The following is a 22,893-nucleotide window of genomic DNA, read 5'->3' as shown; positions in this document are numbered from 1 at the left end:
CCAGTGCGCCGTCTCCGCCCCACGGACTGCCGCGACGGCGATTCGCGCCCAGCGCAACGGGGTGCGGCGACGGCGTTACAGTGGAAGCGGGCCTGCTGTGTCGCGGACGGCGGGCGACAGTGAGGCATAGGAGGCACACGATGGCGACTTCGGTCATGGTATTCCACCCGCATATGGAACATTCGCGCGCGAACCGTGCGCTCATGGACGCGGCGGCGCAGGTGCCGGGTACGGTCGTGCGCGACATGTACGCGCAGTATCCCGATTTCCGGATCGACGTGGCGCGCGAACGTGCGATCGCCGCCGACGCCGACCTCATCGTCTTCCAGTTTCCGCTCTACTGGTACAGCGCGCCCGCCCTGCTCAAGGAGTGGGAGGATGCTGTCTTCGAGGTGGATGGCTCCAGCCTCGAGGGCAGGCGCATGCTGTTGGCGGTGACGGCGGGCGGCAAGCTGGAGGACTATGCCGAGGACGGCAAGCAGGGCGCCACCATGGCGCAGGTGCTCCAGCCCTATCGCATGACAGCGAACTACCTGGGCATGCGTTTCGAGGAGCCGCTGCTGCTGCACCACGCGCACCGCATCGCCGACGACGACCTGGCGGCGGTCGCCGGGCGGTACGCCGACCTGCTGCGCTGAGGGCCGATGATGCGATCGGGGCCGGTGACGGACGATGTCCGTCACCGGCCCCGATCGCATTCCCGAGCTTTCCGTCGATGCACGGATGCCTTGGAAACCCTCACGACACGCTCTTAGTTCGACGATTTGACAAATATAGTTTGGCCGTTTTACTATATCGATCAAGACGCAACACAGAACGTCGCCGCAACATCAACACAAAGGAGTGAACCATGGGACTGTGGGACATCGACAAGATCGAGTACGTCGGCCGCAAGGGCGGTGAGAAGGAAGGCCTCGGCTTCCGTTATTACGACGCGGACAAGGTCGTCGCCGGCAAGACGATGAAGGACTGGCTGCGCTTCGGCGTCGCCTGGTGGCACAGTTTCGATGCACGGCTGACCGACCCCTTCGGCGACGGTACCGCCCAGCGTCCGTGGGACGGCAAGTACTCCGACCCGATGGACAACGCCCTGGCCAAGGTCGACTACGCCTTCGAGTTCCTCACCAAGCTCGGCGCCCCCTTCTTCTGCTTCCATGACCGCGACATCGCCCCGGAGGGCGAGACGCTGCGCGAGACCAACGCCAACCTCGACCGCGTGGTCGACAAGATCGAGGAGCAGATGAAGGCCACCGGCATCAAGCTGCTGTGGAACACCTCCTCGCTGTTCACCAACCCCCGCTTCGTGGCCGGCGCCTCCACCTCGCCCTTCGCCGACGTGTACGCCTACGCCGCGGGCCAGCTCAAGCACTCCCTGGAGATCGGCAAGCGCCTCGGCGCCGAGAACTACGTGTTCTGGGGCGGCCGCGAAGGCTACGAGAACCTGTGGGTCACCGACATGAAGCGTGAGCAGGAGCACATGGCGAAGTTCTTCCACATGTGCGCCGACTACGCCAAGGAGATCGGCATGGACGCCCAGTTCCTCATCGAGCCGAAGGCCAAGGAACCGATGACGCACCAGTACGACTTCGATGCCGCCACCGCCGCCAACTTCCTGCGCGCCTACGACCTGATGGACACCTTCAAGCTCAACCTCGAAGGCAACCACGCCAACCTCGCCGGCCACACCTACCAGCACGAGATCCGCGTCGCCCGCGACAACGGCATCCTCGGCTCCCTGGACGCCAACCAGGGCGACATGCTCCTGGGCTGGGACCTCGACGAGTTCCCGACAAACCTGTACGAGACCACCTCCGTGATGTGGGAAGTCCTCGACGCCGGCAGCATCGGCCCGCGCGGCGGCCTGAACTTCGACGCCAAGCCGCGCCGCACTTCCTTCAGCGCCGAAGACCTCTTCCGCGCCCACATCGCCGGCATGGACTCCTTCGCCGCCGGCCTGCTCGTGGCCGCCAAGATGCATGAGGACAAGTACATCGAGGATCTCGTGGCCAACCGCTACGCCTCCTACGACTCCGGCATCGGCAAGACCATCGACGACGGCACCGCCACCCTGGCCTCCCTCAACGACTACGCCATCGACATGCCGCAGTCCGAGATCATCGCCTCCACCAAGCCCGACCACCTCGAGGACGTGAAGGCCACGATCAACAACTACATCGTCGACGCCCTGGCCGAAGCCTGACGCCCGCCCCTCCCGTCCGCCGCGGCGTTCCGCATGGCCGCGGCGGACGGCCCAGCACCTCCGTATCGTGCCCCGATGCGCACACCCCGGTCCTTTCCCTTTCCTTCCACGGGTGGCGCACCTGACGCCCGGTCCCGGTCGCCCATGCCCGAAGCGACCGGGGCCGGGCGTCCCTTTGTATCCGAAGTCTTTCCCCGAGGAGCGCCATGTCCATCACCAACCCCATCCTCACCGGCTTCGCCCCGGATCCCGCCCTCATCCGCGTCGGCGACACCTACGTCCTCGCCAACTCCACCTTCGACTGGTGGCCCGCGGTCAACCTGCACGTCTCCCGGGACCTGGCGAACTGGACCGCCGTGCGCTCGCCGATCCGCGAAGCACGCCAGCTGGACCTGCGCGGCGTCGCCAGCTCCTTCGGCGTCTGGGCGCCGGACATCTCCTACGCCCATGGCCGGTACTGGCTGGTGGCCACGAACGTGAAGAGCGTGCACGCCTCCTTCACCGACCGCACCACCACCTACCTGTGCGGCAGCGTGCCCGTGCCCGAAGGCACGCGCACGGTGCGGCTGCGCACGCGCATACGCACTTCCCGCTACACCTACGACTACGCCTTCGACGACGGACCGTGGCAGGAGACCGGCACATGGCCCGACGCGCGCATCCTCTCCGACGACTACGCGTGGCAGCATGGCCGCGGCTTCTTCACGGGCGCCACCGTGGGCCTGTGCACGGTCGACATGTCCGGCTACCGCGCGTCGGCGACCTTCACCGGCTTCGACTACCGACCCGAGGCGGGGGAGGTGCGCCCATGAGCGGGATCCTCAACCCCGTGCTGCGCGGCATGCATCCCGACCCCAGCTGGATGTGGGACGAAGGGCACGACCGCGTGGCCCTGGTCAACTCCACCTTCGAATACGTGCCCGGCCTGCCGATCCACGTGACCGACGACCTGGCACACTACCGGCTGGTCGGCCACGCCGTCGACGAAGCCATGGCACACGAGCTGCTCCTCGATTACGTGCTCGACTCCGGCGGCCTGTACGCACCGACCCTGCGCATGATCCACGGACGCTACGCCATCGCCTGCACCGTGGCACGCATGGACGACCAGGCGGCCCGCGACGCCGGCGTGGACAGGAAGAAGCTCGACCTCTTCCTGGCAGCCCAAGGCAACTTCGTGCTCGTGGCCGACGACCTGGAAGGCCCCTGGGAGGGGCCGTACTGGATTGCCGGCGCCGAAGGCATCGACCCCGACCTCTTCGAGGACGCCGACGGTATCGTCTACTGGACGCAGACACACGGTGCGCCCGACCCGCGGGTGGAAGGGCAGGGCGAGATCTGGACCCGGCCCATCGACCCGGACGCCTGGACCTTCGTGGCCGGCAGCGCCATGACACCCCTGTGGCAAGGCTACGGACTGGACGCCGTCTGGGCGGAAGGGCCACACCTATACCGGATGGGGGAGTGGACCTACCTCATGACCGCGGAAGGCGGCACCGGATGCGACCACGGCGAGATGGTCATGCGCGCCCACACCCCACACGGCCTAGGCGAGGCCCTGACCGAGGCGCAACCGGGGAGGCTGTTCCGGCCCGACCCCAAGAACCCCTTCCTCACCCACCGCATGCTCGGCAACGGCGAACCCGTCCAATGCGTGGGACACGCCGACCTGCTGCACCACCCGCGCCTCGGCTGGTGGCTGGCATGCCTGGGCACCCGGCAGACACCCACCCAATGGGGACCGGCGCTGAACTTCCTGGGACGCGAGACTTTCATCGCACCCATCAACTGGGAACACGAGCCGACCCCACGGAACGTCGACGTCGATGGCACTCCCGGCTGGCCCGTGCTGTCCGGGGACGTGGGACGGCTGGTCCGCCATCTCGAGGCGGACGGGGAAGGCGTGCGGATCCTGCACGTCCGCTTCGACCGCACGGACACCCAGTTCCTGGACGTGGAGGATCTGCTGGCCGAAGCAGGCGCACTCACGGTGCGCGGACGGGAAGGCATGCGCTACCACCGGATCCAGGAGGAACGGTGTGTCATCACGGTGCCGGCCGAAGGTCACCTCCGCATCCGTCAGGACGATGCCCACCGGCTCGACCTCTTCAGCGGACCGGGGTACCTGCGGTGGTCGATGCACGCCGACGGACGCGTGGACGAGGGGAGCGTGCAGGGAAACGGCCCCTGGAAGGCAATCGTCGCAGGCGGCGTGGTGCGGCTGCACGGCGACGGCACCGCGAAGCCGGCCGCCGAAGTGGACATTCGTGCCCTGAGCACGGAATGGGCGGGCGGCTTCGTCGGCTGCACCGTCGGCATCGAACTGCCGGCCTAGGGCAGCCGCTGCGTGGAATTGCGCACGACGAGCGTGGTCGGCAGGATCACGTGACGCTGCGGGTCGCGGCCGTCCACGGTGTCGATGAGCATCCCGGCGGCCGCGCTCGCCATGTCCTGCAGCGGCTGGCGCACCGTCGTCAGGGCGGGGCCCAGGAAGGCGGCGGTCTGCACGTCGTCGAATCCCACGACCGACAGGTCCTCGGGGATGCGCAGGCCGTTCTGCCGGGCTGCCTCGTAGACGCCCATCGCCTGCAGGTCGCTGCCCGCGAAGATCGCGGTGGGGCGGTCCGGCTGGGCCAGCAGCTCCATGGCCTGCGCGTAGCCGCCGTCCGTGGTGAAGTCGCCTTCGGTCACCAGCGCGGGGTCCAGGGGCAGGCCCTGTTCCGCCAGGGCGGCGCTGTAGCCGTCCAGGCGGGCGCGCGAACACATCATCTCCTCGGGGCCCGTGATGATGCCGATGCGTCGATGCCCCAGCTCCAGCAGGTGTCGGGTGGCGATCACGCCGCCCGTCCAGTTGTCCGCCTGTACGGACATGTCGTCGACCGACGGCTGGCCGGACGGGTCGAAGACCACGTAGGGGATGGTGTTGCGGTCGAGCTTCGCCTTCTCCTCGTCGGTCAGGTTGGAGAAGATCAGGATCACGCCGATCGGCCGGCGCCTCAGGACGCCGTCGACCCACGAGGCGTCCGGGTGCTGGCGGTCGCCGCTTTCCGTGGTGATGACGCTGACGTCGTGCGCCTTCGTCTCGCGCAGCACGCCACGCAGGACCTCCAGGGCCCAGAGCGTCTCGAAGTCCTGGAAGACCACTTCGATCATGCGCTGGGCGCGCGGTGCCCGGGAATGGGCGGTGTAGCCGCTGGCGCGCAGGGCCTGTTCGATCTCGCGGCGCGTCGACGAGGCTACGTCGGTGCGGCCGTTGAGCACCTTGGACACGGTGGCCAGGGAGTAGCCGGTCGCCGCGGCGATGTCGGACAGCCGGACCTTGGGGGCGGAGACGGGGTCGGTCATGGTCAGCTCCTTTGCTGGGAGAACGTAAGGTTTTCGAAGTCCCGTGCATCATGCGGCCGCTGGGCCGTTGCTGCTGACAGTATATCGAAACTTTCGTGATGTTGGCAATCTCTGCGCGTGGCGAAACATACAGCTTTGTTAAGTATTGTGCGAATTGGTGAACAGAAACAAACGAAACGCCGTGAGCGAACTTTAATTTGACAACCGAACTAAGTGGTTTTACGATAGTTTTCACCGAAAACAACGATAGTTTTCGAAAAGTTTCAGTCTTCTCCCCTGGGGCATCGCTGCCCCGGTACCCACCATCCACTGCAATGGTACGGGAGGAACGGATCCAGGCGGCACGCCGACGACGACGTGTCCCGCCGGCAAGGAGGAAACCATGAAGATCAAGCCCATACTGGCAGGAACCCTGGCCCTGGCCACCCTCATCGGCGCATCCGCCTGCGGTGGCGGCGACGGCAAGACGGCGGACGGCAAGACGGAAGTCGTGGTGTGGATGAACTCCACCACCGGCGACGGCAAGAAGTTCTGGGAGGATGCGGCCGCCGCCTTCGAGAAGGAACATGCGGACGTCGACATCAAGATCGAGGCCATCCAGAACGAGGACATGGACGGCAAGCTGCAGACGGCCCTGCAGGATCCCGCCTCCGCGCCCGACATGTTCCTGGCGCGCGGCGGCCAGAAGCTGCGCGACGTGGTGGAGGCCGGCCAGGTCATGGACCTGACCGACAAGATCTCCGACGAGGTCAAGACGCAGATGGCGACGGCCCTGGACACCACGAGCATCGACGGCAAGGTCTACGGCGTGCCCCAGTCCGTGCTGCCCGGTGGCATCTGGTACTCCAAGGACCTGTTCAAGCAGGCCGGCATCACCGACACGCCCAAGACCTGGGACGAGTTCAAGGCCGACGTGGACAAGCTCAAGGCGGCCGGCATCACGCCCATCGCCCTCGGCGGCAAGGACGCGTGGCCGGCGGCTCACTGGTACTACTGGTTCGCGCTGCGCGAGTGCTCCCAGTCCGCCTTCGACGAGGCCTCCAACGACATGAAGTTCACCAACGAGTGCTGGGTGAAGGCCGGCGACGACGTGCAGGACCTGCTCGATCTCGACGGATTCAACGACGGCTTCCTGACCACTTCCGCGCAGCAGGGTGCCAGCTCCTCCGCCGGCCTGCTTGCCAACCACATGGCCGCCATGGAGCTCATGGGCGGCTGGGAGCCGGGCGTCGTGCGCGACCTGACCCCCGACCAGAAGGACATGGCCGACCTGGGCTACTTCACCTTCCCCGAGATGGAGGGCGGCGAAGGCAGCCCGACCGCGATCCTCGCCGGCGCGGACGCCATGTCCATCGGCGCGTGGGCGCCGCAGGAGGCCGTGGACTTCCTCAACTTCATCTCGCAGCAGGAATGGCAGGAGAAATACGCCGAGGCCTTCGTGACCATCCCGGCCGCGAAGAACGCCCAGTCCGCCGTGACCAACGAGGCGCTCAAGCAGGTGCTCGGCGCCTATGACCAGGCTTCCTCCGTCTCCCTGTGGCTCGACACCGTGTTCGGCCAGAACGTGGGCAACGCGCTCAACGAGGGCGTCGTCAACATGATGGCCGGCAAGGGCAACGCCGAGGACATCGTCAAGGGCATCGAGGCGGCGGCCGCCAAGGGCTGACCGGACCGTTGCCCGGTGGAGGGGCGGCGACGCCGCCCCTCCACCGGATCCCATCCATCACACAGACATATCCACGAGGTGCATCAATCATGTCGGAGGCAACCACCAGCAATGCGCGGCCACGCAGCGACCGCGCCCGCAGGCGCTTCGAAGTCGGCGTCCTGTCCGTCCCCGCGCTCGTCATGTTCATCGGATTCGTCATCCTGCCGGTGTTCATGGCCGCGTACTACGGCTTCTACAAGTGGAAGGGATTCGGCAAGCCGAACGTGAACGGCACGTTCGTCGGCCTGGACAACTACAGGGTCATCCTCACCGACCCGAGTTTCCAGCAGGCGCTGGGCCACACGCTGTTCATCGCCGTCATGTCCCTGGTCATCCAGGGGCCGCTCGCCATCCTCTTCGCGCTCCTGCTCAACCAGAAATTCAAGGGCCGCGGCCTGATCCGCACGCTCATCTTCGTGCCCTACGTGGTCTCCGAGGTCATCGTCGGCACCGGCTGGAGCCTTATGCTGCAGCCCACCGGCGCCGTCAACGCGGTCCTGGCCAAGTTCGGGCTGCACGGCGTCGACTGGATCGCCAACCCGAAGATCGCCATCTGGACCCTCATGTTCATCATCTCGTGGAAGTACATCGGCTTCGCCGTCATCCTCATGATCGCCGGCATGCAGGCCATCCCCGAGGAGCTCTACGAGGCGGCGCGCGTCGACGGCGCCGGCTTCTGGCGCCAGCAGTGGAGCATCACCCTGCCGCTACTCGGCCCCACCATCCGCATGTGGGCCTTCATGTCCATCATCGGCTCGCTGCAGCTCTTCGACCTCGTCTACATCATCTGGGGCCAGTACGTGGCCTCCACGGCAGGCACCTCCACCATGGCGACCTACATGGTGCGCGAGGGAAGGCTCGCCAACAACTATGGCTACGGTTCAGCGGTCGCCGTCGTCATCTTCGTCATCTCCCTGGTGATCGCACTGTCCTACCAGAAGTTCGTGCTCAACCGCGACCTCGACGGCGCCGTCGAAGGCAACCGCGGCGGTTCGGGCAGCAAGCCGCGCCGCAAGGCACGCATCCGCGGCGCAGCCGTCGAACGCACCGCGGCGGCCGTCGAAGCGGCCGACACCATGGAACGCACCGCAGTGGAAACCATACGCAAGGGCGCGCGTGCAGCCGCCGCACCCCTCATGGCAAAGGAGCTGGAAGCATGAGCTCGGCAACCAAGGACCCCTACGCACTCAAGCGCTCGGCAAAGACACCCTGGGGCCATCCGATCGTCTACGTCCTGTCCTTCATCCTCGTGCTCATCTGCGTGGTGCCCGTCCTCTACATCATCCTGGGCGGCTTCCGCACCAACTCGCAGATCACGCAGGACCCTGCCGGGCTGCCCAATCCGTGGAACGTGGGCAACTACCTGACCGTCATCGCCTCCGGCACCTTCTGGACCGAGCTCGTCAACTCGCTCATCGTGTCCGTGGGCACCATGGTCGGCGTCGTCATCCTGGCGCTCATGGTCAGCTTCGTCATCGCCCGCTACCGCATGCGCTTCGGCAAGGTGCTGTACACGCTGTTCTCCGCGGGCATAATGTTCCCCATCACCGTGGCCATCACGCCGCTGTATCTGCTGCTGCGCAACCTGCACCTGATCAACAGCCAGCTGGGCATCATCCTGCCGCAAATCGCCTTCGGGCTGCCGCAGGCCATCATCATCATGGTGCCCTTCCTGCAGTCCATCCCCATGGAGCTGGAGGAGGCGGCCGAACTCGATGGCTGCTCGCGCCTCGGCTTCTTCGTGCGCATGGTGCTGCCGCTGAGCGGGCCGGGCGTGGCGACCATCGCCATCCTGTCCTTCGTGGCCAGCTGGAACGCCTACATGCTGCCGCTGTTCCTGCTCAACGACTCCACGAAGTACACGCTGCCGCTGGGCGTGCAAATGTTCAGCTCGCAGCATTCCGTCGACACCGCGCAGGTGCTCGCCTTCACGTCGCTGTCCATGATCCCCGCACTCATCTGCTTCACCATCTTCCAGAAGAAGATCGTGGGCGGCCTGGCCGGTGCAGTCAAGGGCTGAGAAAGGAACACGACCATGAAGATCGTCAACCCCGTGCTCGCGGGTTTCCACGCCGACCCCTCCATGATCCGCGTGGGGGACACCTACTACATCGCCAACTCCACCTTCGAATGGTGGCCCGGCGTGCGTCTGCACGAATCCCGGGACATGGTGCACTGGCGCACGTTGCCCGGCCCGCTGCGGCGCACTTCGCAGCTGGACATGCGCGGCAACCCCTCGTCCGGCGGTGTGTGGGCCCCCGACCTGAGCTACGCCGACGGCAGGTTCTGGCTCGTCTATGCGGACGTCAAGATCGTGGGCGGCGCGTTCAAGGACTGCACCAACTACCTGGTGACCGCCGAGGACATCGAAGGCCCCTGGAGCGAGCCCGTGCGCCTCAACGGCGTGGGTTTCGACGCCAGCCTGTTCCATGACGACGACGGCCGCAAGTACCTCGTGCAGCAGACCTGGGACTTCCGTGAATACCACCATCCCTTCGACGGCATCACCTGCACCGAGTTCGATCCGCAGGCCATGCGCCTGAAGCCCGAGACCACGCGGACGCTGTGGCACGGCACGGATGTGAAGCTCGTGGAGGGGCCGCACCTGTACAAGGTGAACGGACTGTACTACCTGTTCTGCGCCGAAGGCGGCACAGTGTGGACCCACCAGGAAGTCGTGGCGCGTTCGGCCACGCTCGACGCCCTGTCCTTCGAACCCAGCCCCTACAACCCCTTCGTCACGAACTTCGACACCCCGCGCAGCCCGCTGCAGAAGCAGGGGCACGGCGCGCTCGTGGACACGCCGTCGGGGCAGTGGTACTATGCCTCGCTGTCCGCGCGGCCCTGGCACCATCCCGACGAGTCGGTCACCGACCCCCGCGGCTGGTGCACGCTCGGCAGGGAGACCTCCATCCAGCAGGTCGAATGGACCGACGATGGCTGGCCGGTCATCGTCGGAGGTCACGGCGGCCAACTCGTCGTCGACGCGCCCCGGGACGCCATCGAGACGGATGTGCCCATGGGCCACAGCCAACGCGACGACTTCACCGCCCCCGAACTCGGCCTGGACTGGAGCACCCTGCGCGTGCCCTTCGACGATGCGATGGGCAGCGTGGGCGACGGCGCCCTGACCCTGCGCGGCCAGGGATCGCTGTGCAACCTGTTCGACCTGTCGCTGGTGGCACGCCGTTGGCAGGCCTTCGATTTCGACGCGCAGGTCGCCGTGCGGTTCGACCCCTGGAACTACATGCAGATGGCGGGCCTGACCAACTACTACAACGACCTGTGCTGGTCCTGGGCCTTCGTCACGTGGGACGAACGGCGCGGCTGCCGCGTCATCGAGGTCGCGCAGAACGACTTCCATGACTACACCTCGTTCCTCAAGGACGACGCCGTGCCGGTGCCGGACGACGTGGACACCGTGTGGCTGCGCACGAAGGTGCGTACCGACACCTACACGTACGAGTACTCGTTCGATGGCGAGCGCTGGATCGGACTGGGCGTCGAACTGGATGCGCGCATCCTCTCCGACGACTACGTGAACCAGCGGTACGGCGGCTTCTTCACCGGCGCCTTCGTGGGACTGGCTGCCGTGGACCTGTCCGGTTACGATGCGACCGCGAGGTTCTCCGACTTCGAGTACCGGGAACTGGACTAGTCCGGCTCGCGGAACGGCCCCTGCCGTTCGCCGCCGCCTCTGGGATACTGCACGACAAGGCCGGTGCGGGACACCACGTCCCGCACCGGCCTTGTCATGAATGGTGAAGGAGAAGAACGTGACGAATCCCCAGAACGACTACGATCCTCGGCAGTCGTATGGCGAGGTGCCGCCATACGGCCAGCAGTCTTACGGCGAGGCGCAATACGGCCAGCAGCCCTATGCTCCGGCCTATGAAGCGCCGCAATACCAGCGGCCCTACGCGGCGCAGCCCGTGCAGGCATACGCATCCCAGGGGTATGCGATGAGCGACAGCGACCGCACCCTGCGTCTGGTCGCCTTCATCTTCATGCTCATCTCGACCGTGGGCCTCGGCTGGGCGATCATCCCCTTGGCGTGGATGATCCCGATGACCGTGGTGTCGTGGGGCATCTACAAGGGCACCCGTCCCAATTCCGTGGCCTTCGGCGTGTGCTCGCTGATCTTCTGCTCCCTGGTTGCGGGCATCTGCCTGCTGATCTCCACCAAGGAGAAGTAGTGCTTTAGTACCCTATAAGAAATTGTTCATTTTTTTGAACAAAATCTTACAGGAGAGGTGGCGAGGGGGTGTCACCCGCGCGCCTTCACATAGGCCTCGTAGACCTGCGGGGTAGGGGTGCCGGTCTGCACGGCGTCGATCGAGACCTTCCAGTCGGGGGCGTCGTCCACGCCGGACAGGACCCAGGCGGCCTGGCGGGCGGCGCCGATCGCCACGTACTCGTCGGTGGCGGGGCAAGTGACGTCCATGCCCAGGATCGACGGTGCCAAGGTGCGGATGGCCAGGGACTTCGCGCCGCCGCCGATGAGCAGCACGCGGTCGATCGCGGCGCCCAGGGAACGGATGAGTTCCATGCAGTCGCGCTGCGAGCACAGCAGCCCCTCCACGAAGGCGCGGGCGATGTCGCTGCGGTTCGTGTTGCGCAGGGTCATGCCGCTCAGGGTGGCGGTCGCGTCGGGACGGTTGGGGGTGCGTTCGCCCTCGAAGTACGGCACCAGCGTCAGGCCGTCCGCGCCGGGACGGGCATCCAGGGCCAGGTCGGTCAGCTCGTCGTAGTCCACGTCCAGGGCGGCGCGTGCCGCGTCGAGGATGCGCGAGGCGTTGATCGTGCAGGCCAGCGGCAGGAAGTGCCCGGTGCAGTCGGCGAAACCGGAGACCGAGCCGGTCAGGTCGTGGACGGGAGCCTCGCTGACGGCGGCCGCCACGCCCGAGGTGCCCAGGGAGACGGAGACGTCTCCGACGGCCATGCCCAGGCCCAGCGAGGCCATGGCGTTGTCGCCGCCGCCGGGGGCGATGATGCAGCCGCCGTCCACGTCGGCGCCCGCGATCGCGGGGTCGGCCAGGGCAGGTGCGACCTCGTTGGGGCCGAGCACCTTCGGCAGCACGATGCGCTGGGCCATGTCGAAGGACGCGCCGTCGGGCTCCGCGGTGGCGTCGCTTCGCAGGCCGAGCGCGAGCAGTTCGGGGCGGTACTCGTTGCGCGCCGCGTCGAAGTACAGGGTGCCGGAGGCATCGGAACGGTCGGTGACGAGCATGTCCAGGTGGGCGTCCTCGCCTTCGGCCACCGGCCCGTAGCCGGCGATGCGCCAGGTCAGCCAGTCGTGCGGCAGGCAGATCGCCGCGATGCGTGCCGCATGGTCCGGCTCGTGCTCGGCGACCCACTTGACCTTGGTGAGCGTGTAGGAGGCGACGGGGGAGGAACCGACGGCCTTCACCCAGCGCTCCACGCCGCGTGCGCGCACGTCCTGCGCTTCGCCGTCGGCGGCCGGCGCGGCGCCCAGTGCCATGATGAGCTCTTCGGCCTGGGGTGCCGAGCTCGTGTCGTTCCACAGCATGGCGTCGCGGATCACCGCACCCTGCGCGTCGAGCAACACCATGCCGTGCTGCTGTCCGCCCACGGCAATCGCGCTCACGTCGGCCAGGCCGCCTGCCTGTTCGGCGGCCTGGAGGAAGGCGTCCCACCAGGCCTGCGGGTCCACCGTGGACCCGTCGGGATGCTTGGCCTGGCCGAAGCGCACCAATGCGCCGGTCTCGGCGTCCGTGACGCGCACCTTGCATGACTGGGTGGAGGTGTCCACCCCGGCAACGAGTATCCTGTCCATTTCGCGGCTCCTTGGGTTCCGTGCGCGGGCGGCGGCCTGGGCGCCCCATTGCGCGTCCGGCGCTGCCCCGCGTAATATAGTTAGATGATTAAACTATACCACATAGTGTAGCATACCTAGAACCGGACGCCGCCCGAGGATACGCGGATGGTCGGGAACCATACATAAGAAGGTGGGACCATGGCAGCGATGAAACGGATCAACCAGGACGACCTGCGCAACCACAACCTCTCGGTCGTGCTTTCCGTCATGCTCGGCTCCGTCACCCCGCTCAGCCGCGCCGAACTGGCCAAGGCCACCGGATTGACCAAGGCCACCATGTCGCTGCTCGTCTCCCTGCTTCTCGACAGCCACGTCGTCAAGGAAGGCACGCCGGTCGTGCAGTCCGCCTACGGCCGGCCCAGCACCCCGCTGAGCGTCAACGGCGGCGTCATGTGCGGCATCGGCATCCAGGTGAACACCGACGGATACGGCTACCTCGTGCTCGACCTGGACGGCGCCATCGTGGCGGAACGCTGGATCGCCGCCGACCTGCACGACGCCGATGCCCAGGAGATCTTCGCCGGGCTCGACGGACTCCTGCAGGGCCAGGAGCGTCTCCTGCGCGACCATGGCTACACCGTCGCCGGCACGGGCCTGGCGCTGCCCGGCCTGGTCACCGGGGACGGCCACCTCATCATGGCGCGCAACCTCGGCTGGGAGGACCTCGACCTCAATGGCTTCGACCTGGTGCGCAGGCTGGATGTGGCCGCCGGCAACGAATCCGACATGGCCGCCATCGCCCTGCTGCCCGGCTATGCCACCCAACGCGCCGACGAGGGCCTGGTCAGCCCCGGCAGCTCCTTCGTCTACGTCTCTACCGACATCGGCATCGGCGGCGCCGTCGTGCGCGGCGGCCGCGTCTCGCGCGGCGAGCACGGATTCGCCGGCGAACTGGGGCACCTGTCCGTGCAGATGGACGGCCCGCTGTGCGTCTGTGGTCGCCGAGGCTGCGTGGAGGCCTTCGCCGGGCGGCGCTCCATGGTGGAGCTTGCCGGCATCGCCACGGGCGACGCTGCGGCCGGCGTGCCTGCCATCGAGGAATTCATGGACCGCTTCCGCCGGGGTGACCCCCGGGTGGTGGGCGTGGTCGAACAGGCCGAGCGCGCCATGGAGTCCATGATGGTCTCCGTGGTCAACCTGACCGACGTCGACACCATCGTGCTCGGCGGCGGCTGGGCACATGCGGCGACGGACACCCTGCGCGCCATGCGACGGCACGTGCAGGAGCGCATCCTGGCGCGCGACAAGGTCCAGGTGCGCCTGCTGGACGCAGGTACCCAGGCCCGGCACGCGCTGATGGGCGCCGCCGCAGTCGGCCTGCGTCAGTTCATCGACAATCCGCTCGGCTACCTGCAATCCACGGATTGACCGGTCGGGGGAGGGGGTGCCGGGCAGCTGGTAAGCTGTCGTGCGGCATCCCCGCCCGGGCTGCGCAGGTCAGGGGTTGTCCGCGTGCCTCGCACAGCGTCCCCACACTGCGCAGCACCGATCCGAAGGAGGCCGCCATGGCCGACCGCACCACCAACCCCACCGTTTCCGCCCGCCTGCGCTGGCGTCCCGCGGACATCGCCGTCACCGCCGCGCTCGGCATCGCCGCCGGCCTGGTCTTCTGGGGATTCAACTTCGCATACATGGGCGTCAGCCCCATCCTCGGCGGCCTGCTGCCGGGATTCGCCAGCATCCTGCATGGCGTGTGGTACTTCTCGGGCACGCTCGCCGTGCTCATCATCCGCAAGCCCGGGTCCGCCGTCTTCGTCAACCTCGTCGGCTGCGCGGCGGAGATGCTGCTGGGCAACCAGTTCTCCTTCGGCTTCGTCTTCCTGTCCGCCGCCCTCCAGGGCGTTTTTGCGGAACTGCCCTTCGCCGTCACGCGCTATCGCGTCTTCAACCTGCCCATGTCCTTGCTTTCCGGGCTGTGCGTGGGGCTGGAGTACGGCGTCTATCTCATGCTGTTCCGCTACCAGGGCGTGGCGTGGCTCAGCCCGCGCGGCATCGTGCACATGGTGTGCGAGGCCGTCAGCGGCGTCCTCATCGCCGGCCTGCTCAGCTGGCTGCTGTACGTGGCGATTGCGTACACCGGCGTGCTCGACCACTTCGCCTCCGGGCGTGCGGTGCGCCGCCGCGGCTAGCGGCCGCGTGTCGCACTGTCGTTCCAGAACGTAAGACGGCCCCGTCGGCTGGTACCATGGACGCGCCTACACTGGAAGGGCGTGGGAAGCGCCGCGCCGATGACGATGCCGATACCACGGGAGAGAGGCGATCCATGGTCACCGATGACCGTTCCAATGCCGAGGTCGGCACCCAGACGGAGTTCATCAATGCGCAGGAAATCGCGAAGCTGACGGCTGCGCCGCCGCCGGGGCGCGATCCGCAGGGCGACCCCGACCACCGCATGTACGTGCGCATGGTGGTCGCGTCCCTGGCGGCGCTGATCGTGATCGCGCTCGGCATCGGCGCCGTGGCCATGGTGCACCACCGCAGCCAGGAGCAGCTGTCCGCGCACCGTGCGCAGTGCGAGCAGGCCTTGGCGGACCTGCACGGGCGGGCGGCCCAGTACGACCAGCTGGTCGGCGGCGACGCGCTGGAGGCGGCGAAGATCACCGACATCCAGGTGGCGGACACCAAGACGGTGGTCGCCCTCGACGAGCAGCTCCATGCCCAGATGCCCGAAGCGGTGACCTGCTCGGCGGTCTCGATCGACGGTTACGACGACCTCATGGCGCAGATCAGCGACAATGGCGAATGGTACGACGCGCACATCGAGTCCCTGCAGTCGGCCGTGGCCCAGGTGCAGGCCTCCAAACAGGAAAAGGACGTCAAGGATGCCCAGGGCGCCCTGGGCGACAAGATCCGCGAGGCGCGCACCGAGCTCGACTTGGGCCGTGACAAGGTCCTGGACGCTTCCACCTACACGGCACTCGAGGCGTTGATCGGCCAGGCCGAGACGCTCGCGAAGGGCAACGACATCGAGGCCATGGAAGCCATGGCCCCCAGGCTCGCCGACGCCATGGCGAAGGTCCATGCCTCCCGCGAGGCCAAGGTGGCCGATGACGAGCGCAAGGCCAAGGAGGCCGAGGGGAAGAAGAAGGCCGAGGAGGAAGCCAGGAAGAAGGCGGAGGAAGAGGCCAAGGCCAAGGAACGGGCCGCCAAGGAGAAGGAGTCGAAGGACGCCCGGTCCAAGGACCGGTGAGCGGGGTGCGTATGTCGCCGTGTTTGCTACAATTTAGCGAGTCGCGTGGCCTTGCGCCCGTGCGACGGGGAGCCTTAGCTCAGTCGGTTAGAGCATCGGACTCATAATCCGCCGGTCCAGGGTTCAAGCCCCTGAGGCTCCACTCCTTGAGAAATCTCTCGTTTTTTCGTGATATTTCTCGATGGGGAGGCAACACGCTGAACGCCGCTGGTGGGGAATAATGCGCGTGGTCGCCTGTTGTACGCAGTGGTGCGGTCAACACCGGACCATACAATGCACGTATCCGGTTCACGCCTGCCATAGGGGCATGGCGACCCGGGTCCCCCGTATCTTTAGGAGACGAATTATGCAGCAGGGTATCCATCCTGATTACCACAAGGTTACCGTTACTTGTTCTTGCGGCAACACCTTCGAGACCAAGTCCACCGCCAAGGGCGATCACATGACCGTTGACGTGTGCTCCCAGTGCCACCCGTTCTACACCGGCAAGCAGAAGATTCTCGACACCGGTGGCCGCGTGGCCCGCTTCGAGAAGCGTTACGGCAAGAGGAAGTAAGTTCCAGTCTTGCGGTACGGAAAACGCCAGCCCCCGGGCTGGCGTTTTCCGTTGTCGTCCCCTCCATGACCGCACGGTTGGGTAGGATGGACCCGTTTGAACACAGGACCGCCTGGGCGCGTCGGCACGCGCCCGAATCATTTGAGGGACGCACTCGCAAGATGGCAGACGAACAGTTCCCCGCGGCACTCACCGCGCTCGAGGAATACCGCAACATTGAACAGCAGATGGCCCAGCCGGACGTGGCATCCGACCCGAACGCCATGCGCAAGCTCGGACGGCGCCATGCCGAACTCGGTTCGATCGTGGCCGCCTACCGCGCGTACGCCCAGGTCCGCGACGACCTCGAGGCCGCCCGCGCCATGGCCGGCGAGGACCCCGACTTCGCCGACGAGGCCAGGCAGCTCGAAGGCCGGCTGCCGGCCGTCGAGGAGAGCCTGCGCGCGGCGCTCGTCCCGCGCGACCCTGACGACGCGCGTGACGTGATCATGGAGATCAAGGCCGGCACCGGCGGCGAGGAAGCCGCCCTGTTCGCCGGCGACCTGCTGCGCATGTACACCCGATACGCGGAGAAGCGCGGCTGGAGCGTGACCATCCAGTCCGAGAACTCCACGGAGCTCGGCGGCATCAAGGACGTCCAGCTCGCCATCCGCGCCAAGGGCACCCCGGCGCCCGAGGACGGCGTCTGGGCCTCGCTCAAGTACGAGGGCGGCGTGCACCGTGTGCAGCGCATCCCCGTGACCGAATCCCAGGGACGCATCCAGACCTCCGCCGCCGGCGTGATCGTGTTCCCCGAGGCCGACGAGGATGACGACGAGATCGAGATCGACCCCAAGGACCTCAAGATCGACATCTTCATGAGCTCCGGCCCCGGCGGACAGTCCGTGAACACGACCTACTCGGCCGTGCGCATGACGCACATCCCCACCGGCATCGTGGTGAGCATGCAGGACGAGAAGTCGCAGATTCAGAACCGCGCCGCGGCGCTGCGCGTCCTCAAGAGCCGCCTGCTGGCCATGAAGCACGAGCAGGAGGCCGCCGAGGCCGCCGACATGCGCCACTCCCAGGTCCGCTCCCTCGACCGCTCCGAACGCATCCGCACCTACAACTTCCCCGAGAACCGCATCGTGGACCACCGCACCAACTACAAGGCCTACAACCTGGACGCCGTGCTCGACGGCGACCTGCAGGCCGTGATCGACTCCGACGTGCAGGCCGACGAGGCGCAGCGCCTCGCCAAGCAGGAGTGAACGGAACCATGACGACGGCGCACACCACCGACACGGTGGAGGCGGTGCTGGCCTCGGCCGCCGCCATCCTCGCCGACGCGGGCATCGACACGCCCCGCCACGACGCCAAGCTGCTGCTGGCCGAGGCATCCGGCACCACGGCGTCCGACGTGGACAAGGCCGCCCTGCTGGGCGACGGGACGTCACGGCTGGCGGACGACGACGCACTGGCGCGCTTTGCGCACGACGTGCGCCGGCGCGCGGCCCGCGAACCCCTGCAATACATCGTCGGGCACGCTCCCTTCCGCTACCTCGACCTGGCCGTCGGACCCGGCGTCTTCATCCCACGGCCGGAGACGGAACTGCTCGTCGACGAAGCCATCCGTTGGATCACGCAGCAGGGCCTGGCCTCGCCGCGCGTGGTCGACCTGTGCGCCGGCAGCGGCGCCGTGGGCCTGGCACTGGCCACCGAGGTGCCCGGCGCGCAGGTGTGGGCCGTGGAACTGCAACCCGAGGCCGCGCGCTGGGCCGAACGGAACGTGGCCCGCGTCGCTGCGGCACACCCCGACCTGACGATGAACTACCGCCTGGAAATCGGCGATGCCACCTGCCCCATCACGCTGGCACAGCTCGACGGCACGGTGGACGTGGTGGCCAGCAACCCGCCCTACGTGCCGCAGCGTGCGGTTCCCGAACAGCCGGAGGTGCGCGACTGGGATCCGGACAGTGCCCTGTACGGGGGGTCGGCCGACGGCATGATGGTGCCCGAGCGGATCATCCTGCGCGTCAGGTCCCTCCTGCATCCGGGCGGCCTGTTCGTCATGGAGCACGACATCACGCAGGCGGACCGCACCGTCGCCTTCGCACAGGCCAACGGCTTCGCGTCGGCACGCACCGGCATGGACCTGACGGGCCGGCCCCGCTACCTCGTGGCCATGAGGTGAGCGGCGGCACGGGTGCACCGCATACAATGGACGAATCCGACGCGTGAAGGAGGGGCGATGAACGAGGTACGACCCATCGACGACGAATCGATGGCACTGGCACGGCAGGTCATCCGCTCCGGCGGCCTGCTGGTGCTGCCGACGGACACGGTGTACGGCATCGCGTGCGACCCGCGCAACGCCGACGCCATCGCGCGCCTGTACGCGGCCAAGGACCGCCCCTCCGACAAGGCGCTGCAGGTGATCATGGCGGACGTCGACGACCTCGACGAGCTGGGGCTCACCCTGCCTGCGCCGCTCGGCCGCTTGGCACGGGCCTTCCTGCCGGGCGGGCTTTCGCCGGTGGCCGAAGCGCGGCAGGACTGCACGCTGGCCACCCTGCGGGTGGACGGCGACGGCCAACGCACCCAGGCGATCCGCGTGCCGGACAACGCGGACTTGTTGCGTGTGCTGCACGTCACGGGACCGGTGGCGGCCTCGAGCGCGAACCGTTCCGGCGAACGGAGTGCGCAGACCGTGCAGGAGGCAGTGGAGGCCTTTGGTGACCGGGTGGATCTCTACCTGGACGGTGGCCCCACGCGCAGCCACGTGGCGAGCACGGTGGTCGCGGCCGACCCCAAGGCGGACGACGGCGTGGCCATCCTGCGCGAAGGGGTCATCGGCGCGTCCCTCGTCCACGCCGCCCTGCACGGCGACGGAGGCGTGCTGGCATGAGGGTCTACCTGTTCATCGCGGTGGTCGCCATCTGCGCCACCTACCTGTTCACCCCGCTCGTGCGGCACCTCGCCATCCGCTGGGGCGCGGTGGGACGTGTCCGTGCACGCGACGTGCACATCGTCCCCACGCCGCGCATGGGCGGTCTGGCCATGCTCATGGGCTTCGTCACCGCCATGCTGTTCGCCTCGAAGACGGCCTTCCTGCGCGGCGTCTTCCAACAGAACCATCAGGCATGGGTCGTCATGGTCGGGGCGGTGCTCATCTGCCTGCTCGGCATCGCCGACGACATCTGGGACCTCGACTGGATGCTCAAGCTGTCCGGGCAGCTGCTCATCTCCGTGTTCGTCGCCTGGGGCGGCCTGCAGATCATCTCGCTGCCGATCGGTTCGCTCGTCACAGCGTCACCGACCATCTCCATCGCGCTGACGGCACTGCTCATCGTCGTCTCCATCAACGCCGTCAACTTCGTGGACGGCCTCGACGGGCTGGCGGCGGGCATCGTCGCCATCGGCGGCGTCGCATTCGCCATTTACTCCTACATCCTGGCGCGTACCTCGCCGAGCTACGCCTCCATGGCCACGCTCATCGACGTCGCCATGGTCGGCATCTGCCTGGGCTTCCTGCTGCACAACTGGCATCCCGCGAAGCTCTTCATGGGGGATTCAGGCTCCATGCTGCTGGGCTACCTCATCACCTGCGCGTCCATCGTCATGACCGGCCGCATCGACCCGGCCACCGTGCGCGCCTCCATCTACCTGCCGGCCTTCATGCCCATCCTGCTGCCCGTCCTCGTACTGTTCCTGCCCGTGCTCGACATGCTCATGGCCATCTCGCGGCGCCTGTGCAAGGGACAGTCGCCCATGCACCCCGACCGCATGCACCTGCATCACCGCATGCTGCGCATCGGCCACAGCGTCCAGGGGGCGGTGCTCATCCTGTGGGGATGGGCCGCGCTCATCGCCTTCAGTTCGATCATGCTGCTCTTCTTCACGTCCTGGCACGTGCTCGTGGTGTTCCTGGTCGGCGTCGTGGCGCTGACCTGCGCCACCATGTCCCCTTACCTGCAGCGCCGGCTCGCCAAGGGCGCCCCCAAGGGGCACGAGGACGAACCGCTGCCGCACTGTGCCGGCAGCCGGTACACCGCCCGGCACACGCGACGTCGCTAGCCGGGGACCGTCGCACGTCCGGCGGCGCAGGCGGCACGGCGTGGCGATTCGTCTTCTCGAATCCCTATAGTGGTGCCATGGCTACAAATCCTGAATTCACAGAACAGTCCCCGTACGCCCCCCTCCCACCCATCTTCGCCCAGCTTGGCCTGGCCTATGATGACGTGCTGCTGCTGCCGAACGAGACGGATGTGATTCCCTCCGAGGTGGACACCACCACGCACCTGACCAAGAACATCACCATGAAGATCCCGGCGATCTCCGCCGCCATGGACACCGTCACCGAAGCCGAGATGGCCATCGCCATGGCCCGCAACGGCGGCATCGGCGTACTGCACCGCAACCTGTCCATCGACGACCAGGCCGCCCAGGTGGACGTGGTCAAGCGCTCCGAGTCCGGCATGATCACCGACCCGCTGACCGTGAACCCGGATGTCACCCTGGCCGACCTGGACAAGCTGTGCGGCAAGTTCCACATCTCCGGCCTGCCGGTCGTGGACCGCGAGAACAAGCTCGTCGGCATCATCACCAACCGTGACATGCGCTTCATCCCCTCCGAGGATTATGACCACCTGCGCGTCAAGGACGTGATGACCAAGGAGAACCTGATCACCGGGCCGTCCGACATCTCCAAGAGGGACGCCCACGACCTGCTGGCCAAGCACAAGATCGAGAAGCTGCCGCTGGTCGACGCCGAGGGGCACCTCACCGGCCTGATCACGGTCAAGGACTTCGTGAAGACCGAACAGTACCCGGACGCCACCAAGGACGAGCAGGGCCGCCTGCGCGTCGCCGCCGGCATCGGCTACCTGGGCGACGCATGGCAGCGCGCCTCCGCCCTCATGGAGGCCGGCGTCGACGTGCTCGTGGTGGACACCGCGAACGGCGAGGCCAAGATTGCGCTCGACATGATCCGCCGCATCAAGTCCGACTCCGCCTTCGACGGCGTGGACATCATCGGCGGCAACATCGCCACCCGCCAGGGCGCGCAGGCCATGATCGACGCGGGCGTCGACGCCGTCAAGGTCGGCGTGGGCCCCGGCTCCATCTGTACCACCCGCGTGGTCGCCGGTGTCGGCGTCCCGCAGCTGACCGCCGTGTACGAAGCCGCCCAGGCCTGCCGCGCGGCCGGCGTGCCCTGCATCGCCGACGGCGGCATCCACTACTCCGGCGACATCGCCAAGGCCCTCGTGGCGGGCGCCAGCTCCGTCATGCTCGGCGGCACCCTCGCCGGCACCGAGGAAGCCCCGGGCGAGAAGGTCCTGCTGCACGGCAAGCAGTACAAGCTGTACCGCGGCATGGGCTCCATGGGCGCCATGGCGCCGCGCGGCAAGAAGAGCTACTCCAAGGACCGCTACTTCCAGTCCGACGTGACCAGCACCGACAAGATCGTGCCGGAAGGCGTCGAGGGCGAAGTGCCGTACCGCGGACCGCTCAACGCCGTGCTCTACCAGATGATCGGCGGCCTGCACCAGTCCATGTTCTACATCGGCGCGCACAACATCGCCGAGATGCCGGAACGCGGCCGCTTCATCCGCATCACGGACGCCGGCCTGCGCGAAAGCCACCCGCACGACATCGTGATGACCGCGGAGGCCCCGAACTACACGAGCCGCTGAGCATAAGAATGTTCATTTTTTGAACAAAAACTAGGGGGCGGACAGGCCCCGATACCGATCGGACACGCCACCACGCCATCGGACAGCCGAAATCGGCTGTCCGATGGCGTGGTGGCGTGTCCGATCGGTATCGGGGCCTGTCCGCCCCCTAGTTTTTGTTCAAAAAATGAACAATTTCGGGTTACCGGCCAAAAAGTGTGTAAAAGGGTCAGTGGTCGTGGAATGCGTTCCAGTCGATGCCGGTCCCGTAGCGTGCAGGCATGCTGTCGGGGTCGCGTAGGTCCTGCGGCGCGTATTGCCACGCATGCTGGTACCAGTCGGCCAGGTCCTGCTCGGTGAGTGCGTTCGCGGCCAGCCACGCGTCCGATTCGGGGTGCGCG

At 67.1% G+C, this 22,893-nt stretch carries 20 protein-coding genes and 1 tRNA gene; 19 read left to right on the top strand and 2 right to left on the bottom strand.

Annotated elements, in window-relative coordinates:
* The first annotated feature begins 140 nt into the window (after window positions 1–140).
* The 4 genes from BCUN_RS09920 (at window position 141) to BCUN_RS09905 (ending at window position 4,535) form a co-directional block, all read left to right on the top strand.
* Entirely contained in the window at window positions 141–638 is a 498-nt protein-coding gene (locus BCUN_RS09920; RefSeq protein ID WP_033516083.1) for an NAD(P)H-dependent oxidoreductase, read from the top strand.
* A gap of 212 nt (window positions 639–850) precedes the next feature.
* Window positions 851–2,200, top strand: coding sequence for a xylose isomerase (gene xylA, locus BCUN_RS09915; protein ID WP_033516081.1), 1,350 nt, complete (start codon window positions 851–853; stop codon window positions 2,198–2,200).
* A 206-nt stretch (window positions 2,201–2,406) separates the two neighbouring features.
* Window positions 2,407–3,012, top strand: coding sequence for a family 43 glycosylhydrolase (locus tag BCUN_RS09910; protein ID WP_033516079.1), 606 nt, complete (start codon window positions 2,407–2,409; stop codon window positions 3,010–3,012).
* On the top strand, window positions 3,009–4,535 hold the full coding sequence (locus BCUN_RS09905) for a glycoside hydrolase family 43 protein (protein WP_033516117.1): 1,527 nt from the start codon (window positions 3,009–3,011) through the stop codon (window positions 4,533–4,535). Before BCUN_RS09910 ends, BCUN_RS09905 begins: the two co-directional genes overlap by 4 nt.
* Here the strand turns inward: BCUN_RS09905 and BCUN_RS09900 are convergent.
* Window positions 4,532–5,545, bottom strand: coding sequence for a LacI family DNA-binding transcriptional regulator (locus BCUN_RS09900; protein WP_033516077.1), 1,014 nt, complete (start codon window positions 5,543–5,545; stop codon window positions 4,532–4,534). The two genes, BCUN_RS09905 and BCUN_RS09900, sit on opposite strands and share 4 nt — an antisense overlap.
* A gap of 382 nt (window positions 5,546–5,927) precedes the next feature.
* On the opposite strand from BCUN_RS09900, the gene BCUN_RS09895 reads away from it, so the two are divergent.
* The 5 genes from BCUN_RS09895 (at window position 5,928) to BCUN_RS11635 (ending at window position 11,449) form a co-directional block, all read left to right on the top strand.
* Window positions 5,928–7,211: an ABC transporter substrate-binding protein gene (locus BCUN_RS09895; protein WP_033516075.1), complete on the top strand. Its 1,284-nt coding sequence runs from the start codon at window positions 5,928–5,930 to the stop codon at window positions 7,209–7,211.
* A gap of 89 nt (window positions 7,212–7,300) precedes the next feature.
* Entirely contained in the window at window positions 7,301–8,413 is a 1,113-nt protein-coding gene (locus BCUN_RS09890) for a carbohydrate ABC transporter permease (RefSeq protein ID WP_081895669.1), read from the top strand.
* The gene (locus BCUN_RS09885) at window positions 8,410–9,273 is read left to right on the top strand and encodes a carbohydrate ABC transporter permease (protein WP_033516073.1); all 864 of its coding nucleotides are present in this window, start codon (window positions 8,410–8,412) and stop codon (window positions 9,271–9,273) included. Before BCUN_RS09890 ends, BCUN_RS09885 begins: the two co-directional genes overlap by 4 nt.
* 15 nt (window positions 9,274–9,288) lie before the next feature.
* Window positions 9,289–10,911: a glycoside hydrolase family 43 protein gene (locus BCUN_RS09880; protein WP_033516070.1), complete on the top strand. Its 1,623-nt coding sequence runs from the start codon at window positions 9,289–9,291 to the stop codon at window positions 10,909–10,911.
* Window positions 10,912–11,029: 118 nt separating this feature from the next.
* A complete protein-coding gene (locus BCUN_RS11635; RefSeq protein ID WP_051921025.1) occupies window positions 11,030–11,449 on the top strand; it encodes a hypothetical protein in 420 nt (139 codons plus the stop codon).
* 71 nt (window positions 11,450–11,520) lie between these two features.
* Here the strand turns inward: BCUN_RS11635 and BCUN_RS09870 are convergent, their stop codons facing one another.
* A complete protein-coding gene (locus BCUN_RS09870; RefSeq protein WP_033518430.1) occupies window positions 11,521–13,050 on the bottom strand; it encodes a xylulokinase in 1,530 nt (509 codons plus the stop codon).
* 180 nt (window positions 13,051–13,230) lie between these two features.
* Between BCUN_RS09870 and BCUN_RS09865 the strand changes: the two genes are divergently transcribed.
* From BCUN_RS09865 to guaB, 10 genes are all read left to right on the top strand, one after another.
* On the top strand, window positions 13,231–14,460 hold the full coding sequence (locus BCUN_RS09865; protein ID WP_033518431.1) for an ROK family protein: 1,230 nt from the start codon (window positions 13,231–13,233) through the stop codon (window positions 14,458–14,460).
* A 137-nt stretch (window positions 14,461–14,597) separates the two neighbouring features.
* Window positions 14,598–15,221, top strand: coding sequence for an ECF transporter S component (locus BCUN_RS09860; RefSeq protein WP_033518432.1), 624 nt, complete (start codon window positions 14,598–14,600; stop codon window positions 15,219–15,221).
* Window positions 15,222–15,355: 134 nt separating this feature from the next.
* Complete coding sequence (locus tag BCUN_RS12475; protein WP_033518434.1) at window positions 15,356–16,282, top strand: hypothetical protein; 927 nt, start codon at window positions 15,356–15,358, stop codon at window positions 16,280–16,282.
* Between the two features lie 68 nt (window positions 16,283–16,350).
* Window positions 16,351–16,424, top strand: a tRNA-Ile gene (locus BCUN_RS09850).
* A 204-nt stretch (window positions 16,425–16,628) separates the two neighbouring features.
* Complete coding sequence (gene rpmE / locus BCUN_RS09845) at window positions 16,629–16,838, top strand: 50S ribosomal protein L31 (protein ID WP_033518227.1); 210 nt, start codon at window positions 16,629–16,631, stop codon at window positions 16,836–16,838.
* A 161-nt stretch (window positions 16,839–16,999) separates the two neighbouring features.
* Window positions 17,000–18,088, top strand: a complete 1,089-nt coding sequence (prfA, locus tag BCUN_RS09840; protein WP_033518229.1) for a peptide chain release factor 1 — start codon at window positions 17,000–17,002, stop codon at window positions 18,086–18,088.
* 8 nt (window positions 18,089–18,096) lie between these two features.
* Window positions 18,097–19,011: a peptide chain release factor N(5)-glutamine methyltransferase gene (prmC, locus tag BCUN_RS09835; RefSeq protein WP_033518231.1), complete on the top strand. Its 915-nt coding sequence runs from the start codon at window positions 18,097–18,099 to the stop codon at window positions 19,009–19,011.
* Between the two features lie 57 nt (window positions 19,012–19,068).
* Entirely contained in the window at window positions 19,069–19,725 is a 657-nt protein-coding gene (locus BCUN_RS09830; protein WP_033518233.1) for an L-threonylcarbamoyladenylate synthase, read from the top strand.
* Entirely contained in the window at window positions 19,722–20,894 is a 1,173-nt protein-coding gene (locus BCUN_RS09825; protein WP_051921024.1) for an MraY family glycosyltransferase, read from the top strand. The genes BCUN_RS09830 and BCUN_RS09825 overlap by 4 nt, the downstream gene beginning before the upstream one ends.
* Before the next feature lie 77 nt (window positions 20,895–20,971).
* Entirely contained in the window at window positions 20,972–22,513 is a 1,542-nt protein-coding gene (guaB, locus tag BCUN_RS09820; protein WP_033518236.1) for an IMP dehydrogenase, read from the top strand.
* Window positions 22,514–22,893: the final 380 nt, after the last annotated feature.

This window comes from Bifidobacterium cuniculi (assembly GCF_000741575.1).
GTDB lineage: Bacteria > Actinomycetota > Actinomycetes > Actinomycetales > Bifidobacteriaceae > Bifidobacterium > Bifidobacterium cuniculi.
The sequence above is the reverse complement of the archived record's forward strand: the minus strand, read 5'-3'. Positions and strand labels throughout refer to the sequence as shown.